The 17,318-nt window shown below is 58.7% G+C and carries 16 protein-coding genes; 10 read left to right on the forward strand and 6 right to left on the reverse strand.

Going from position 1 to position 17,318, the window contains the following annotated elements; all coding sequences use genetic code 11:
- Positions 1-17 precede the first annotated feature (17 nt).
- The 4 genes from pyk (at position 18) to CYA_RS10380 (ending at position 4,340) form a co-directional block, all read left to right on the forward strand.
- The gene (gene pyk, locus CYA_RS10365) at positions 18-1,859 is read left to right on the forward strand and encodes a pyruvate kinase (RefSeq protein ID WP_011431019.1); all 1,842 of its coding nucleotides are present in this window, start codon (positions 18-20) and stop codon (positions 1,857-1,859) included.
- A 297-nt stretch (positions 1,860-2,156) separates the two neighbouring features.
- Positions 2,157-2,693: a VWA domain-containing protein gene (locus tag CYA_RS10370; protein ID WP_011431021.1), complete on the forward strand. Its 537-nt coding sequence runs from the start codon at positions 2,157-2,159 to the stop codon at positions 2,691-2,693.
- A gap of 216 nt (positions 2,694-2,909) precedes the next feature.
- Positions 2,910-3,470 carry a hypothetical protein gene (locus tag CYA_RS10375; protein WP_041438507.1) on the forward strand — a complete coding sequence of 187 codons (561 nt, stop codon included), beginning with the start codon at positions 2,910-2,912 and terminating at the stop codon, positions 3,468-3,470.
- Between the two features lie 240 nt (positions 3,471-3,710).
- Positions 3,711-4,340 (forward strand): biotin transporter BioY, encoded by a 630-nt coding sequence (locus CYA_RS10380; RefSeq protein ID WP_011431022.1) that lies wholly within the window; start codon positions 3,711-3,713, stop codon positions 4,338-4,340.
- Between the two features lie 772 nt (positions 4,341-5,112).
- Here CYA_RS10380 and CYA_RS14180 read toward each other — a convergent pair.
- Positions 5,113-5,289, reverse strand: a complete 177-nt coding sequence (locus tag CYA_RS14180; RefSeq protein WP_011431023.1) for an AI-2E family transporter — start codon at positions 5,287-5,289, stop codon at positions 5,113-5,115.
- Positions 5,290-5,723: 434 nt separating this feature from the next.
- Positions 5,724-6,830 carry a carboxypeptidase regulatory-like domain-containing protein gene (locus CYA_RS10390; RefSeq protein ID WP_011431024.1) on the reverse strand — a complete coding sequence of 369 codons (1,107 nt, stop codon included), beginning with the start codon at positions 6,828-6,830 and terminating at the stop codon, positions 5,724-5,726.
- A 187-nt stretch (positions 6,831-7,017) separates the two neighbouring features.
- Between CYA_RS10390 and CYA_RS10395 the strand changes: the two genes are divergently transcribed.
- Both CYA_RS10395 and rpmB read left to right on the forward strand, forming a co-directional pair.
- Positions 7,018-7,380, forward strand: a complete 363-nt coding sequence (locus tag CYA_RS10395) for a hypothetical protein (RefSeq protein ID WP_011431025.1) — start codon at positions 7,018-7,020, stop codon at positions 7,378-7,380.
- A 24-nt stretch (positions 7,381-7,404) separates the two neighbouring features.
- Positions 7,405-7,641: a 50S ribosomal protein L28 gene (gene rpmB, locus CYA_RS10400; RefSeq protein WP_011431026.1), complete on the forward strand. Its 237-nt coding sequence runs from the start codon at positions 7,405-7,407 to the stop codon at positions 7,639-7,641.
- Between the two features lie 73 nt (positions 7,642-7,714).
- On the opposite strand, the gene CYA_RS10405 is transcribed toward rpmB, so the two are convergent.
- Positions 7,715-8,443 (reverse strand): pentapeptide repeat-containing protein, encoded by a 729-nt coding sequence (locus CYA_RS10405; RefSeq protein ID WP_228375276.1) that lies wholly within the window; start codon positions 8,441-8,443, stop codon positions 7,715-7,717.
- Between the two features lie 218 nt (positions 8,444-8,661).
- Between CYA_RS10405 and gshB the strand changes: the two genes are divergently transcribed.
- A complete protein-coding gene (gene gshB / locus CYA_RS10410) occupies positions 8,662-9,609 on the forward strand; it encodes a glutathione synthase (protein WP_011431028.1) in 948 nt (315 codons plus the stop codon).
- 397 nt (positions 9,610-10,006) lie between these two features.
- Here gshB and CYA_RS10415 read toward each other — a convergent pair whose 3' ends face one another.
- Positions 10,007-12,091, reverse strand: coding sequence for a CHASE2 domain-containing protein (locus CYA_RS10415; protein WP_011431029.1), 2,085 nt, complete (start codon positions 12,089-12,091; stop codon positions 10,007-10,009).
- A gap of 105 nt (positions 12,092-12,196) precedes the next feature.
- Complete coding sequence (locus CYA_RS10420; protein WP_011431030.1) at positions 12,197-14,335, reverse strand: polyribonucleotide nucleotidyltransferase; 2,139 nt, start codon at positions 14,333-14,335, stop codon at positions 12,197-12,199.
- 181 nt (positions 14,336-14,516) lie between these two features.
- Between CYA_RS10420 and CYA_RS10425 the strand changes: the two genes are divergently transcribed.
- A complete protein-coding gene (locus CYA_RS10425) occupies positions 14,517-14,912 on the forward strand; it encodes an arylamine N-acetyltransferase family protein (protein WP_083759193.1) in 396 nt (131 codons plus the stop codon).
- Between the two features lie 71 nt (positions 14,913-14,983).
- Here the strand turns inward: CYA_RS10425 and CYA_RS10430 are convergent, their stop codons facing one another.
- Complete coding sequence (locus CYA_RS10430; RefSeq protein ID WP_228375277.1) at positions 14,984-16,225, reverse strand: RNA-guided endonuclease InsQ/TnpB family protein; 1,242 nt, start codon at positions 16,223-16,225, stop codon at positions 14,984-14,986.
- On the opposite strand from CYA_RS10430, the gene tnpA reads away from it, so the two are divergent.
- Both tnpA and CYA_RS10440 read left to right on the forward strand, forming a co-directional pair.
- A complete protein-coding gene (gene tnpA, locus CYA_RS10435) occupies positions 16,181-16,657 on the forward strand; it encodes an IS200/IS605 family transposase (protein ID WP_011431032.1) in 477 nt (158 codons plus the stop codon). The genes CYA_RS10430 and tnpA overlap by 45 nt on opposite strands.
- 94 nt (positions 16,658-16,751) lie before the next feature.
- On the forward strand, positions 16,752-17,294 hold the full coding sequence (locus tag CYA_RS10440) for an arylamine N-acetyltransferase (RefSeq protein ID WP_011431033.1): 543 nt from the start codon (positions 16,752-16,754) through the stop codon (positions 17,292-17,294).
- The last annotated feature ends 24 nt before the right edge of the window (positions 17,295-17,318 follow it).

Genomic DNA, 17,318 nt, shown 5'->3' on the forward strand with positions numbered 1-17,318 from the left:
CCTTGGTAAAGATTGCCATGCATTCGAGCGAGTCTTTTCGACGCACCAAAATTGTTGCCACTATCGGCCCTGCCAGCTCCAACCCCGCCATCCTAAGGGAAATGATCCTGCAAGGGGCAACCACCCTTCGCCTCAACTTCTCCCATGGGGATCACGACCTGCACCGCCGCAACATCCGCCTCATCCGCCAAACCGCTATGGACCTCGGCATCCAGGTCGCCATTTTGCAAGACCTGCAGGGGCCCAAAATTCGCCTCGGCAAGTTCGCCGAAGGCTCGATCACCCTTAGGAGCGGGGATCCCTTCGTGTTGACCAGCAAGCCCATTTTGGGATCCCAGGAGCGCAGTTGGGTCACCTACGACAAGCTAGCCCAAGAGGTGCCGGAAGGGGCGACGATCCTCCTCGACGACGGTCGGGTGGAGATGCGGGTGGAGGCGGTGGATCCCGAGGCGGGGGAGCTCTTCTGCCGCACCATTGTCGGCGGCACCCTCTCCGACAACAAGGGGGTGAACTTCCCCGGCGTGCGCCTCAGCATCCGCGCCGTTACCGAAAAAGACAAAGAAGACCTCTACTTCGGCCTCAACCAAGGGGTGGACTGGGTGGCCCTCAGCTTTGTGCGGGATCCCTCGGATGTGCTGGAGCTGCGGGAACTGATGGCCGCTGTCGGCAAGCGGGTTCCTATCATTGTCAAGATCGAAAAACACGAGGCCATCCAACAACTGCCCCAGATCCTGGCCCTCAGCGACGGGGTAATGGTGGCGCGGGGAGATCTGGGCGTAGAGCTGCCGGCGGAAGAGGTGCCGATTTTGCAGAAGCGGATCATTGCCATGGCCAACTGCCTGGGGATCCCGGTGATCACCGCTACCCAAATGCTGGACAGCATGGCCCACAGCCCTCGTCCCACTCGGGCCGAGATCTCGGATGTGGCCAATGCTATTTTGGACGGCACCGATGCCGTCATGCTCTCCAACGAGACGGCGGTAGGCAAATATCCCGTCGAGGCGGTGGCGACCATGGCCCGCATTGCTGTGCGCATCGAACGGGATTACTTCAGCCCGATCTATGTCGATCGCCGCCAACACCTGCGCACCCTCACCCTGCAGGAGCTGAGTCAAAATAACGGCAGCCCCGGTGGCAATGGCTCGCCCCGGCCCAAAACCCTGGTCACCGACTCAATCAGCCGCGCCGTAGGGGAGATTGCCCAGGAGTTGGATGCGGTGGCGGTGATGACCCTGACCAAAACCGGGGCTACGGCTCGCAATGTCTCCCGGTTTCGCCCGCGCACCCCGATCTTGGCTGTAACTCCTCATGTAGAGGTGGCGCGGCAACTGCAGTTGGTGTGGGGGGTACGGCCCTTGTTGGTCATGGATTTGCCTACCACCCGCCAGACCTTTCAGGCCGCCATCAACGTGGCTCAGGAAGAAGGCTTGCTTAAAGATGGCGACTTGGTGGTGCTCAGCGCCGGCACTTTGCCAGGCGTATCCGGCTCCACCGATCTGATTAAGGTAGAGGTAGTCAAGGCAGTGGTGGCCAAAGGCAGAGGGTTTGGCAAAGGCACTGTCAGCGGCCCGGCCCGCATCCTCAGATCTAGCCTCGATGCCAGCAAGATCACTGCCGGCGACATCCTGGTTGCTCGCGCTACCGATGCCAACTATGTGGAGGCGATCAAACAGGCGGCCGGGGTGATCACCGAAGAAGATGGGGCCTCCTCCCATGCGGCGGTGATCGGTCTGCGGTTAGGGGTGCCGGTGCTGGTGGGAGTTAAGGATGCTACGCGCCTCATCCGCGACGGCGCCATCGTCACCCTAGACCCAGAAAAAGGCACGGTGACCTCAGGAGCAGATGGGCTGGGCTTTTAGAGGGTTTTGCGGTCATTTCAGACAAGTTTGAGACCGTCTCCCAGTTCCTCTCTCCCCGGGAAAGGGAAGGCAGGGATCCGCGCAATGAGCGGTTTCACTGCCGTTTGACGCTTCAAGATACTCTCTCAGGGCTCTGCGCCGACAAGGATTTATCAAAGCCCATCAAGCTGATAACCTTTGCAAATAGTTGCACAGAATCCTTCACAAACGGGTCGCTGGCAGAAGTCCCAAGTTAGATTTCCTACAGGAGGCCGGTGACCATAGCAGAGGGCAGAGCCAGGGTTTGCCACCCTCACTTTGGTTCAGTTTGACTCGCAGGATCCCTACGAAGTTATCCACCGTTTCAAGCCCATCGCCGAAGTTCCCGAGCTAACCCGCGAGACCTATGTGCCGCGGGCCTCTACCCCTTTGCTAGATGCCATGGGTCGCGGCATCACCGACTTGGAAAGCGGCCTCAGCCAACTCGCTGAAGCAGATCGCCCTGCGAGGGTGGTTATGGTGGTGGTAACCGATGGCCAAGAGAACGCCAGCCGCGAGTTCCGCAAAGAGCAAGTCGAGAAGATGATCAAAGAAAAAACAGAGAAAGACGGCTGGCAGTTTGTTTTCTTGAGCGCCGATCTGGCTGCCATCCGCGATGCCAAGGCCGTCGGCGTCGCTCCCGTCGCCTCCCTGTTGTACCAGAAGTCCGGCTTGGGCAGCAAATTAGCCTGGGCTTCCCTTGCGATGCGCCTCTCCGACTACCGCTCAGCTCGTCTTCACAGTTTGATGTTCCTCGAAGAAGATCGCCAGCATCCCGACGACCCGAACAAGAAGAAGAAGAATAACAAGAGCTGATCCCTTACCGGTGCAACTTGCCGAGATCCTGGCCACGCTCCAACCCCCCGTATACGGGGGCAGGGGGGCGGGGCTCCTGCGGTTTCTAGCTGAAAGGGATCCTCACCTTCAAAGCTTCCCGCATCTGGGTTGAGACGAACCCACCCCAGAAGGTGGTTGTCGACGGAGAAGTGGTGGGCACAACCCCCGTCCAGATCGAGGTGCATCGCGCCGCCTGTGCGGAAACCCAACTCCGCCGAAAAGCTCGCCATCTTCTGGGTGAGACGGGTTTCGCCGAGCCTGACCCTGCTGAGCGCAACCGTGGGCCTGGGCGGGATCCTCGGCTCAGCTCTGGTCCTCTGGGGACTGACTCTGGCTTTGCAAGGACTGGCGCCCTCCAGTCAAGCCATCGATGCATGGATTTTGCAATGGCTGCAGCGGGCCAGCCCTTGGCTGGATCCCTTGGCTTGGGTGGGGTGGGGGTTAGGGCATCCGATTGGGCTGGTGGGTTTGACCGCCTGGGGATGGGTTTTGCTCTGGCGCAGCCAACAAAGACGGACGGCTTGGGGACTGTTGGTTGCAGCCTTAGGAGCTGCCGTGATCGCCGGGATCCTGCAGCCTACCTTTTCTCGCCCCCGCCCAGATCTTTGGGATCCCATCCTGTCGGAGTGGACAGGTCATCGCAGCAACGGTAATCTACGGCCTTTTGGGCTATCTGGTGGCAAGCTATTTCTTCATCGGTTTCAGCCGGGCCGACTGGGGGTTGAATTGGCCCAGCGATCTGCTGGCGGGGTATAGCCTGGGGGCTTTGTGGTTCATCTTTTGCCTCACCCTTCTGCGGATTCAGTGGATGCGCCAGACAAATGGCCGCGGCCAAGCAAGGTAGTGCATAGGTACAGAATCCTCCGGTTGCGATACACTACCCAGATAAGGCCCTTTGCCGGTTAGTTGCAGCCTCTGGCCAAAAGCTTTTGGGATGGGTCAGCGGATCTCGGAAAAGGGCTGTTATCTCTTGTATCTCAGCGCCCCAAATATCCTATGACTGCTACTTTTGTTCACACACCTTTGGCGCAAACCCTTCTGCCCCGTCCTTCCTGGGTTCGGGATTCCATGCTGGTGTTGGGGGGAAGTTTGTTGGTAGCGGCCCTGGCGCAGGTGCGGATCCCTTTGCCCTTTACGCCAGTACCCATCACCGGACAAACCTTCGGCGTGATGCTGGTGGGGGCAGGCTTTGGGTCGAGGTTGGGCTTTCTCGCCTTGCTGCTGTACCTGCTGGAGGGGCTTTTGGGGTTGCCCTTCTTCAACGGCGGCGGCTCCGGGCTCAGCCACCTAACCGGACCGACAGGGGGCTACTTGCTGGCCTTTCCCCTGGCCGCAGGGCTGATGGGCTGGTTTGTGGAGCGCTGGGGGGTGGATCGCAGCCCTTGGAAGATGGCCGCGTCCATGCTCTCCTGCTCGGTTTTGATCTACGTCTTGGGAGCCACCTGGCTGGGGGTGTGGCTGAACGAGAATGTCGGCCCCACTTCCGTCTTGGCCGTGCTCACCAAAGGCGTGTTCCCCTTTATCCCCGGCGATCTGCTGAAGTGTGTGCTAGCAGCAGCCCTGCTGCCCACCACTTGGCGTTGGCTGGGGCGGGAGACAGCGGATCCCAAGTCGTCCTCAAGCTAGGGCTTGCCCAACAGCAGCCCGATCGGTGTAGGGCCAGCCTCCCGAAAATCTAAAAAAAAAATGATATCTGCCGCAGTTTGGCCTTTTTTCTGAGATTCTAGTAACTGTGATCAAAACGGTGTTTAAAGCAACAGATTCAATGGAGCGCTTCCCTATATTGCTCTAGAGTTTTATAAGTCGCTGAGCGACAAGCCCCTTTATGGGGCTTTTTTTATCGGCTTTATAAAAAAGGTGGGATAGGGCTGACCCTGACTTGCTATAGCCAATTTGGCTGAGGGTGGAACGCTGTTAGAGATAAGATGGCATGGAGCAGACTCCAAGAGGCAACTCCACGAGCCACAGCCCAGACTTAGGAGAGAGTTGTAGGGTATGTTAAGGAAGGGGACAGCCCGACAATAGCCGCATAGATTTACGAAGTCAGTCGTTAACGGTTTATCGCTGGCTGAGCCGAGAAAACCTAAGACCAACAGTTTTCAAGACACGGAAGTAAAAGATGGACTGCCCTAAAAGAACATGTGGAGCAGTAGATCAGAGGATAGAGCCAAGCTGTTCAACCCAGTGCTACAGCCTAATTAAGGGGTACAGTAGCAACACTTAGCAAGCCAACCCTATCAAAAGCCAGAAACTGGATCACCGTTTCCTGGGTGGCCTGGCCGTAGCGCTGGTAAAACAGCTCCTGATCCCCGGTGGTGTAGAGGAAAACCTGAAGGGCAATCTGGAAGCGGAGATCACCGTTTTGGATGCCCTTTTACTCAAGTAAGTTGATCAACACTCACGTCACCGGAATGGCCAAGAACACCGCCAACAAGCCGGCCACAGTACCGCTCACAAACAAAGAGAAAAACATGATCACAGGGTTGATATTGACGGATCCCTGCATCACGCGAAGCAGGAGTAAGCTCTCTTCTACTTGTTGTAGGGAGATACAAATTACTGGATAGAGAGCCATACGCTCTGTGATAAGACAATATGAGCAATTAGGCTAGTCCCAATAGTGGCTCCAATACCTGGAATTAAATCAAATAAACCTGTAATCATCGATGAGGTTAGAGCTGAAGGGATCCGAAGTACTAAAAACACTGGAAAAGCTGAAATAGCGAAGAAAAACGACAACACGGCTCAACCCCAGAAAAATCCCAAAAATTCCGCCGCACACTTTCAGTAATTCGAGCTTTCCACTCCTCTGGGAACGGCTTTAGAAATAAGCTCCACAGTCGCTTTCCATCCAGCAGGATAACAATTTAAAAACAGGTTTACTAAACCGAAGACCAAGCTGCGCAAAGTCAACACGTCAGGGCCCAGTAGGCCTGTCGAAAAGGCTTCGGGCAAGCTTCTGAGCAACAAAATCCCCGCGGCCTAGCCAGCGCAAGTTAGCCTGGGCATTTAGTTGGGGATCTCGATCGTGACATTGGCCAACTGCACATCGTCATAGTCCACCCAAGCCCCACCGTCCTGGCCGATTGTGTCAGTCCCCAGCGGCACAAAGATATCCAGGGATCCACCCAAAAGAGGGATACTGATCCGGGATCCGCCGGCGATCCTGCCAGGCTGGATCACCGTTTTGCCAGTGCGCAAGGTAACCGTATTCAGCCCCAGGCGCAGATGCTCTAGTGGCAGAGGGATGCGCAGGTCGTCTCCCCCCAAGTGGATTTGCTCCACCTCCACTCCGTTTAAAAGCACTCGCATGGGAGACATATTGGCGCCGGGAATGCGGGACTGGCCGGCCCGATAGGCAGCGGCAGTATCCAACCCAATCAGGGATCCAAGCCGCAAAACCGGTGGGCGAGGCGGCAGGCGGTCTAGGCTGAAGGAGCGGGTCATCTCCACCCCTTGGGCAGGCGCCAGAAATTGCCCGGCAGCCGCCGACTTTGGAGAATATTGGTTATCGCCCAGGCGGATGACATTGGCCTCCAGCACCAGCGTGGCGTTGGGATCCCAGCGCTCCAACTGCAACTGCCAAGGCCGATCCCCGCCGGTCTGTCCGTTGCCTGTGCTCTGGGAATAGGGCAAATAGTTCTCCAGCCGCGCCACCAAAATTTCTTCTGCCGGCAGCGGCCCCGGCAGGCGAAACCGCCCTTGGGCATCGGTGCGCACCGAAATCCCTGCCCCCGGAATGGCCACCTCCACCCCGGCCAAAGGCTGCCCTGTCAGGCGATCCACCACCTGCCCAGAGTAGGCCGAGTCCAACTGCACCTGGCCGGTGGGTGCATCTGTGGCCGCCTGAATGCGCTGCTGCAACACCTGCCAATCGGCTTCTGTAATCCGCCCATCCTGATCGACATTGGCAGCCCGGATCTGGTCGTCGGTCAACTCCCGTTCTCCCCGCAAATAGGCCCCCAACAGGTTGAGATCCTGCACCGTCAAACGACCATCCCCATCCAGATCGCCTGCTTGAAAGGGCTGCGCTTGGGCAGAAGACAGGTCTATCCAACCCAGAGCCAGGGATCCCAGCAACAAGAGAGAACGGGCTAAACAGGAGACCCTAGACATCACAACTCTCCTGGGGAAAGAGCCGAAAGGCACTCTTTATGTCCTTATGTTTTAACGCAATTACTCCCCCACAGCAGGGTTGGCCGAGCCGGTGCGAAGTACTCTTAAACGCAATTTTGCTCGCCCGCCTTTGGCTGCAGGAGCCGAAAACTTGGTGGTAGGATAACCGTGGTGACTTGCTTCTCCGATGGCTCGATACTCCTGCGTTACCCAGCTCATGGGCTCAGCCGAGCAGTTAAGCGAAGCGATTCGCGCTGTCTTGGAGCGTTGCCAGCTTACTGTCCTACACAACAGCCCTGACTACTGGGTGGCCGGCGAGCCGCCTGGAAAAAATCCCTACGCCAAACTGGTGACGGTAGAGGTGTTTGTGGATCGCACCCGCCAAGCCGCTGACGGATCTGTACAGGTCACCTGCATCGCCAAAAACGAAGAGCTGCCCCTGAGAAGCGTCAACCATTGCCAACAAACCTTTGACCAATTGAGGACAGAGCTAGCCCAGTTGCAAGCTCAGCTGCAGCTTGCTGCTCGACAAAAAGAGGCCATAGAATAGCGAAGCTGAGTTCCCTTGGATCTCATGGCACGTCGCTGCCAACTGACCAACAAAAAACGCAACAACGCTTTCGCCATCTCCCACTCCCACCGGCGTACCAAGCGTCTGCAGGAGGTTAACCTGCAGTGGAAACGCATCTGGTGGGAGGAGGGCAAGCGGTTTGTTCGTTTGCGCCTTTCCACCAAGGCACTGAAAACCCTCAAGGCCAAAGGGATAGGGGCCATGGCCCGCGAAGCTGGAATCGACCTCAACCAATTTTGAGGGATCATCCGCTGCCTTGACCTCTTGAAAACCGATCTGCTGGGGCTGGCGCAAGAGTGGCCCTGGCTACAGTTCACAGCAATCCAAACAGTTTGCGTGACTTGGGCTGGAGCCCCGCCAGCAGAGTGTTGAGGGTGTCCCGCTGAGTAAGCTCGTTGGTGCCGCTCGCGCGTTCGAGCAAGAACTTGCGCATTTCGTCCGAGAGCTTGGCGTCGGTAAAGTCGGCGCCGACAAAGCTGGCCCCTTCAATTTGGGCCTCTTGGAGGTTGGCCCCCACCAGGAGGGCTTGGTCAAAGTTGGCATTCTGCAACTGGCAACTGGATAGGATGGCCTGGGAGAGGTTGCAGCGAAAGAGGTTGGCTTGGCGAAAGTCGGCGGCAAAAAAGTTGCCTTCCGTTAGGTTGGCAGCCACCAAGCTGGCCTCGCGAAAGATGGAATGGCTGAAGTGTCCCCCCTGAAAGCTGCTTTTGTCCAGCTTGGCAGCGGTGAAGTTGCTGTAGTCTCCCAGGGCTTGACTGAAGCTGGATCCCCGGAGATCGGAGGCAGCGAAGTTGGCCCGCTCCAGCTCGGCACGGCGAAAGTTGCATAACCGCAGATCTGCCTGCTGCATACTGAGCGAGCGCAGGTTGGCCCGCGTCAAGTTGGCCTTGGGCATCTGGATGCGGTCGAACAGGCCCCGCGAGAGGTAGGCGCCTTCGAGGTTGGCACCCAGCAGGGAGCGCCCTTCTCGCAGGGCTGCTAGCAAGTCCCGCGTGGTTTCAATGCGAACCGGCTCGGAGGGTTGGGGAGAAGGAACACTCACAGACAGACCATTCCTCACAGGCGAGCCAGAAACCTGGTCAACCTGGCCGAAACACTGAGGTCTAACAGGGATCTCATCTAACTAAGCTAACGTTTGCTTCGCTGGTCAGGGTTAAGGGGATGTTAAAGACGGCTCTGCATCGGTTTAACTTCCTGCCCGGAGCAATCCGCTCCAATTTGTTGCATACTCAGGGCAGCTTTTCGTTGCTCAAACCATTCATGCAGGTAGCTTTCATTGTCGATCCGTTGTCTCAGTTGCAGGTGGGCCACGACACCAGCGTTGCCCTAATGGAGGCGCTGCAGAAACGAGGCCACCGCATTTTTTGCCTTGGATTGGCCGACCTCTACTGGGATCAAGGGGAAACCTGGGGATCCGTTGAGGAGATTGTGTTGGATCTAGGAGCGGATCCCTGGTACGAAGTCAAAGAACGGCGTTTGTTGCCCTTGAGCCAGATGCAAGCCGTATGGATGCGCAAGGATCCGCCGGTGGACGCGGCCTATCTCTACGCCACCTACCTTCTGGATCATCTCTCCCCCCGCCGCACCCTAGTGCTCAACCATCCTGCCGGGATCCGCTCCGCCAACGAAAAGCTCTATGCTTTGCGGTTTAAAGAGTGGATCCCGCGTACCTGCGTCAGCAGCAGCAAGGCCTTGCTCCGCCAATTCGTCGAGCAGGTGGGGCAGGCGGTGCTCAAGCCCCTGGGCGGCAAGGGTGGGGAAGGGATCCTGCGGGTCAATGCCGGCGATCCAAACCTCAATTCCTTGATCGAGCTGAGCACTCAGTTTGGCCGGCTGCCCGTGATGGTGCAAGAGTATTTGCCGCAGGCAGCAGCGGGAGATAAGCGCATTTTGCTGCTGGAGGGCGAGCCTTTGGGCGCCGTCAATCGCATCCCTGGGGAGGGGGATTTCCGTGGCAATGTGGCCGCTGGGGGTCGGGTGGAGAAAACCGAGATTGCTGAAAAAGAACGGGCCCTCTGCGCGGCTTTGGCGCCAGTGCTGCGGCAGGAGAAACTCTATTTTGTTGGAATTGATGTCATCGGGGAACGGCTGACAGAGATTAACGTCACCAGCCCAACTATGCTGCGGGAGATCTGCCAGTTAGAAGGGGTTGATCTGGCCGATCAAGTGGCCCAGTGGCTGGAGAAGAAAGTGCCCATCAAAGCGTAAACTGCCCCACGCCCTCTTCCGAGGAATCTGGGCATTATCCAACAGATACCCTCTCCAGTCACTTTCCCCCTTTGAGCTCCCTCGCAAGAGCATCGATGCTACAGCCTGTTAAAAATAGGGTACAGGTATTCAAGAGGCAGGAGAGGAGGGGATGCCAACCCATTCTTTGGATTGACGGCAAAGAGTTGTGACAGCTTATCAGGCAGGTAAGACCTCTATCCGCTTCCGAAGTGGGTTTGCTAAGTGTTGCTACTGTACCTCTTGATTCTTTAGCAGGCTGTACCTCAAGCTCTGGGGGAAGTTACGCCTGGGGTCTGCCGGGGCTGGGCGACCAGCTAGGTAGGAGTCGCTGAAGCACAGACAAAAGTTCCCTTTTGCCCGCTGTTGTCTAAGTCTTTTAGAGCGGCATCTCCCAGTGCAGCTCGACGTAGGTATGGCCTTCCGGAGTGTGGGTGCGATGCCAGGAGCCCTTGGGCAGGTAGCGGGCAATGGTATTCATGGCTTTGCTGCCATAGCCGCCACCGGGGCTGGGGGCGTATTCTACGCCGTCATTGATGACCGACAAGCAGCAGTGGCGCTCCTTTTGCACCAAGGACACCTTGACGAAGGAGGCGTTGCCCTTGGGAGGTTGCACATGGGCGATGACATTGCCGATGGCCTCTCGCAAAAAGCGCAAGATGTCCTCCCGTTGGTCGAACCACTCGCCGGTATTGGGCTCCTCCAGAGGTTGTAGGTGGCGCTCCACAGGCAAGGTCAGGCTGCCCGTCCGAATCAGCTCGTCCAGATAGGTGTCGATGCCCCGGTGCAAGCCCTCCCGCAAGCTGGGGGAAATGCGCAGCTTGGTGGCCAGGGTGCGCACATCGTTAAGCTGCTCGCGAATGCCTCGCCCGATCCTTTCCAGTTGTTCCAGCAGACGATCGTAAATGGCAGGATCGGGATCCTTACCCTGCTGCTGTTGCCATTGCAAGCTCTCCAGCTCGTCCATCACCACCTTCAGCTCCTGCAGCTCGCGATCGTGAATGTCGGTGGCAATGCGGTAGAGCAGCTTGCGGGCTTGGTCGATAGCAGCCTCTTGTTCGGCCCGGCGCAGGCGCTCCAGTTCCTGTTGCTGGGCCAAGAGCCGCTCCTGGTTCTCCAAGATTACCAAGGTCAGAAGCAGGCTCACCCCCGTTAGACCGACGGCCAAAGCCGGCAAGGTCAGCGGCCAAATCCAACGCCACAGCAAAAATTGGGTCACGGCCCACCCTTCATAAGCAACCAGCCCCACCACTGGCCAGAGGAGAGAGCGCTGTTGTTTCCAGTCCCAGCAATTCCGTCGCGGGGAGGGGCGATAGAGCACCCAGATCAGGCCCGTTCCCGCCCCCAGCAGGAAGACAACTCCCGCCGCTAGCCCTGCCGGCAGGGATCGGTACACCTCTCCGGTGAGCAGGCTCGAGAGGATTTGCGCCTGCAGCTCGACTGCCGCAATCTGGGATCCATCCGCCGTCCGCACCGGGAAGGTCTCCGGGTAGCCGCCCACAAAGCCGACCAGGACAATTTTGTCTCGCAGTTGGTCGGCAACTTTGGGGTCGAGGGGCGGGATCCCTTCTTGGCCGCGGCAGGCTTGGCCGGGGCTGAGCGTCGGGGAGCCGGATCCCGTCTGGGAGATCAGCGGCGGACAGACCCGTTCGATGGGGATGATGGGGATGCTGTGCTGAGAGCCAAGGGGATTGAACTGAAACGGCTGTAAGCCCGGCTTGCGAAACCAGCGGCTAGCCTTCTCCGGGTCGTACTTGGCAAAAGCCAGAGCCTCCACCGAGGCGAACATCTGCTCCTCCTGGCTGTCGCGGCGTAGGTAGAGCCCCCGCAACTGGGCCTGGCGTAGGATCCCGGTTCTGTCGACTCGGTGTTGCACCACCCCCTGAACATGCTCTGGCGGCACCAAATACTCAAGGCGCAAGGACGAAAAAGGCAAGAAGTGGTTGTAGATGTTGATCTCGGAGCGTCCAAAGCTCTCGCTGCTGCGGGTGGCCAAAACCAAGCGATCCGGGTAGCGCTGCACCACCTGACGCAGGGGAGCATCTAGGTTCTCGTTGCCCAGATTCTGCGGCACCACAAAGCTGCTGGGCAGGTTCAGCACCACCACCCTGGCTTCGGCCTCTTCCAGAAGGCGCAAGGTCAGGCCGGCGTAGTTAGCCCGTTCCAAGAGAAAGTCAACATTATGCTGGCCATCACCACTTTCTCCCTGCCCATCAATGCGGCCATCGATGCCGAGGACCACCACCTCCGGGGAAGGTTGCTGAGGGCCGCGCCAAGCATAGAGCCATTCCTGGGCGTCGCTCTCCAGCCGCAGCAACAAAGGGTGCTGGGCAGAAAGGTTGAGCAAGGTGGCCCACCCCAGGCCCCAAGCCAAGGCCCAGCCCAGTCGCCGCCGGGAGGGAGACAGTCGCCTCTGAGGGCCACGCTCTTGGCCAGCAAGAAGGGGAGAAGCGAGATTCGGCATGTTGAGGCCAACAGGTTGAAGAGCGCCTCCTCTGCCATCTTGGCCGCTGACAACGGCTGGCGAGGGGATCCCTGCCCACCCAGTTGCTGGGGAAAAACCGCAGCTTCAGGGGTGATGGTTGCGCACCCGCGCCGCCTCCTCAGGACTAATGCCGAGACGGGTGAGGTTAACGCGGCCCTTGTGGTCGATGCTGCGCACCTTGACCACCACCTCATCTGCTACGGCAATTTCATCCTCCACCCTGCTGACGCGGTACTCCGCCAGTTGCGAGATGTGGATCATGCCCTCTTTGCCCGGCAAGAACTCCACAAAGGCGCCGATAGGAATGATGCGGGTCACCTTGCCCAGGTACACCTGCCCCTCTTCCACCCGCCGCACCAGGTTTTCGATCATCGCCCGAGCCGCTTCTGCCTGGCCGCCCACCGAGGAGGACACGGTGATCGTGCCATCGTCGCTGATGTCCACCTTGGCTCCTGTCGCTTCGGTGATGCTGCGCACCATCTTGCCGCCAGGGCCGATGATCTTGCCGATATCTTCCGGATCCACCTTGAACGTGAGCAGACGAGGGGCTGTTTTGGCCAACTGGGGCCGAGGCGCCGGGAGAACCTCCAGCATTTTGTCAAGGATGTAGTCCCGCCCGGCCTTGGCCTGCAGGAGGGCTTTCTCCACCACATCCACGGTGATGCCGGTAATTTTCATGTCCATCTGCAAAGCGGTGATCCCGGCCCGCGTGCCGGCCACCTTGAAGTCCATATCCCCCAAAAAGTCCTCGATGCCCTGGATGTCGGTGAGGATGCGCACCTCGTCCCCTTCCTTAATTAAGCCCATGGCTACGCCGCTGACCGGCGCTTTGATCGGCACCCCGGCATCCATCAAAGACAGGGTAGAGCCACAGACTGAGGCCATCGAGGTGGAGCCATTGGAGGAGAGCACCTCTGAGACCACCCGCACCACGTAGGGAAACTCCTCCTCCTTGGGCAGCACCGGCACCAAGGCCCGCTCCGCCAGCGCCCCATGGCCGATCTCCCGCCGTCCCGGCGAGCGCGAGGGCCGCACTTCTCCCACGGAAAAGCCGGGGAAGTTATAGTGGTGCATGTAACGCTTCTCGTCCACTGGGTGCAGATCGTCCAGCTCCTGGGCATCACCAGGGGTGCCGAGGGTGGTGATGGAAAGGACTTGGGTGAGGCCGCGGTTGAACAGAGCGCTGCCGTGTACCCGTGGGATCAAGCCCACCCGACAAGAGACTGGTCGCACCTCGTCCAGCTTGCGCCCATCCACCCGCACCCCCTCCTGCAAGATCTGCTGGCGCATCAGCTTCTTGGTCAAAGCCTTGAACTGGTTGTCCAATTCCTTGGGATTTTCCAGCAGATACAGCCGCAAGGGATCCCCCTCTGGCCGTGCCTGGATCTGGGCCTCTAGCTTGGCCTTGATCGCCTCCAGTTGTTGCTCGCGGCTGGTCTTATCCAGGAACTGCCTGAGGACGGAGCGAATCTCCTCCTGGGCGTGTTCTGCCACAAAGGCAACCAGCTCCTCATTTTGAGGGGGCGGGGGCAGCTCCACAGGGGTGATGTTGAGATCGGCGAAAACTTGCTGTTGGGCCTTGAGCAGCTCTTGAACGGCCTCGAAACCAAACTCAATGGCCTCGACCACGTCCTTTTCCGGCAGTTGGTTGGCGCCGGCCTCCACCATGATTACGCCGTCGGCACAGCCAGCCACCACCAAATCCAGATCGCCGGCCTCGATCTCGGCATAGGTGGGGTTGATGATGAACTCATCTTTAACCAAGCCGACCCGCACCGCCGCCACCGGGCCGTTGAAGGGGATGCGAGCGCTGTGGATGGCCAGCGAGGCCCCCAAAATACACAACACATCGGGCGGCACCTTGTCGTCCACCGAGAGGGTGGTGGCCACGATTTGCACATCGTCCCGCAGCCATTCTGGGAACAAAGGCCGCAGGGGCCGGTCTATAAGACGAGAGATCAGGGTGGCCCGCTCCGGTGGCCGACCTTCCCGCCGCAAGTAGCCTCCTGGGATCCGCCCGGCAGCGTAGAGCCGCTCCTCATAGTCCACCAGCAAAGGCAAGAAATCGACACCGGCACGACCGGCTTGTCGCGTAGCCGTGACCAAGACCGAAGTTTCCCCAGAAGTCAACCAGACTCCGCAACCTGCCTGGGGAGCCATCAACCCAATATTGATGTCAATTTCCCGCCCGTAAAAGGAAATCGACCGAGTATATTCCGCCATGTAACGCTTCGCCTTCTTTTTTCTTGCCGCTATCGTAGCATTCTCTTTTTGCTTTGTTCTCTGGTGGGAGAGAGTTGGGGCGTCGCCAAAAACTGTTCTTCTGGCTCTGGCCGGGGAGCTGCAGCAAGGCTAGGGTAGGCCAGATGCTCGCTTGCCGCCAACCCAACCGCCTCCCGTGCTGATGCTAGAGCCGCTGACGCCTGCCCAAATCAGGGCCTACCTGGAGCGCATTGGCTACGTCGGCCCCACCCAGCTCACCCCGCAAACCCTGCGCCAGATCCACCTGGCCCACCTGCTGCGGGTGCCGTTTGAAAATCTGGATATTCACTGGGGTCGCCCCATTCGCCTGGAGCGGGATTTTTTGTTCCAAAAAATCGTCCGAGAGCGGCGGGGCGGCTTTTGCTTTGAGCTGAACAGCCTGCTGGCCGCTGCTCTGCAGGGGATGGGGTTTTCGGTCCATCTGCTCTCGGGACAGGTGAGCCGGGCCGTTCACGCTACTCGGACGGAGCCTGATGGCCACTTTGGCCCCGAATGCGACCATCTGGCCCTGCAGGTGAACTGCGGCAATGAGGCGTGACATCCTCTCCCGCTAAGCCCTGACGGGCTGTAGACGGGAGCTTCCGAGAATCACTTCTCGGAGTTGCTGCTTCAACGGACTGGTAAACCAGGATCCTCCACAGCCAGAGAGCGGCAGTCCCACCGCCCCCCTATATCCCCCCGTATACGGGGGGACCTGAGTCCTCGCTTCAAAATCTCGATAGCAGCGTTCAAGTCTCTGTCCCAGGACCCACAACGAGGGCAATCATGCACCCGTTCCGACAAGGTCTTGGGAACACGCTCCTCACAAACACAACAATTTTGGGACGTACCACGGGGATCCACTCTCAACACCTGTTTGCCGCGTTTGACCGCCACTGCTGTCAGAATGTCAAGAAATTGTCCCCAAGCCGCATCCAAAATCGATTTAGCCAACCGAGTCCGTGCCAGCCCTCGGACGTTGAGATCCTCCACCACCAACAGGTCGTATTGCCCCACCAGCCAGTGCGCCACTTGGTAGTGGAACGCTTTGCGTTGTCGGGCAACGTGCAACTGCAAACAAGCAACTTTCGTGGCTTGTCTCTTCCAGTTGGCGGATCCCTTCACCTTGCGGCTCAGTTGCCGCTGCTGTCGAGCCAAGTGTTTTTGGGCTCGGCGGTAGTACCGCGGGATAGGCACCACCTCCCCATCGCTGGTGGTGAGAAACCTATCCAATCCCACATCAATGCCCACCGCCTTTTTGATCGGCACAGGCTCTGGGAGAGGAACGCTTTTGTCCTCCAAGGTGATGCAGACATACCACCCATCGGCCTTGCGCACCACTGTGCAGGTTTTGGGCACAAACCCCTCCGGCAAGGGGCGGTGCAGCACCACAGGCAGCGAGCCAATCTTGCTCAGCCGCAGAGTCTCCCCTTCCAGATGCGCTCCCGCCTTGGGGCAATTGATGCGGGGGAATGTGAAGGATCTCAACTCCCCCGCTTTTTTGAAGCGAGGCCGCCCCCGCCGCTTGCCTGTGCTATCCGGCTCCCGCCACGCTTTCCACGCCTTGTCCAGCCGCATCAAGTTTTGCTGCAGCACCTCGGCGTAAATGCCCCGGTAAGCCGGGAACAGTTGCTTGATTTGTTTGAGGGATCCCGCCTGCCGATAATAATTCGGCTCCAGCGGAGCTTCTGACACAGGCAACGGACAAGAGACAAGACTGCAGCGGTCAATTGGACAACGGGTTGCGGTCAGCCAATCCAGTCTCTGCCCCAGAGCGTCGTTCCACTGCCGCCGCAACAATTCCAGCCACTCGGTCATCAGAGCGGCTTGGTCGTCGCTGGGCAGGATCCGGTACTCGTGGGTGATAATCATGAGACGGTTCTAGCATTTAGCGCAACAAGCTACAACATAGGCCATCGTTCTGTTTACAGCCTACAAATCCACTTGGTGCTGGTGACAAAGTACCGTCGTCGGGTGATAACTGCTCCAATGTTGCAGAGGCTGGAAGATATATTTCGAGCGACCTGCCAAAAGTGGCGCTGTTCCTTGGTGGAGTTCAAGGGTGAGGCGGATCATGTGCATCTGTTGGTGAGTTTTCCACCGGATGTCCAGGTCTCGAAGCTGGTGAACAACCTGAAAACAGTCTCCAGCCGGTTGATTCGCAAAGAGTTCGCCACAGAGGTGGCACGGTTCTACAGCAAGCCTGTATTTTGGACAGGGACCTATTTTGTTGCCTCTTGTGGTGGGGTCACCGTTGAGGAGTTGAAGAAGTATGTCGAGCAGCAGGCAACGCCCAGATTGTGAGACTCAGGGGCATTGAACCCCTTCGTCTCACCGCCTATCCCCCATCCCGCCAAGCTGCGCTGTGGCGGGAGTACCCCGGAGGTTCTGATGGCTGGTGGATGTGGGCTATGGAGATGCCTTTCGGGAGCCGTTGCGGCTGGGGGATCCCGGCATCCAAGCCCAGGCGGAAGGGCGCTACCGCCTCATCCCCTGGCCCGCAGCTCCCGCACGCTACTGGCGGGTTCAACAGGAACGACCGGATCGCACCTGGAAAACCCTCTTCCTGCTGGATCGGATCCCGCGTCAACTGCAGGAGTTCGAGCCCATGTGCCGCTTCCACCAAACGTCGCCGGCATCCAGGTTGACCCGCCTGCGCCTGTGCAGCCTGGCCACCCCCAGCGGACGGATCACCCTCACCGCCTCCGCCAATGGCTCCGTTTTTAAATGGATCGAAACTACCCCAGAAGGCCGCCGGGAACGCCTGCTCAAGGACGAGAAAGAATACGAACACCTGCTCGCTTGCGCCTTCGGGATCCGCCTTCCCACAACCTCTTCTGCCCCTGAGAGAAAGATGGCAAGACCTACAGCCGCTCCGACAGAAGCCCGCCAGCTCTCTTCCAAACCCGATCCAAAACCCTATCCAGCAGTGCCAGAATAAGATGTCAAAATAAAGAACACTGTC

The sequence above is a fragment of the Synechococcus sp. JA-3-3Ab genome, from assembly GCF_000013205.1.
Lineage (GTDB): Bacteria > Cyanobacteriota > Cyanobacteriia > Thermostichales > Thermostichaceae > Thermostichus.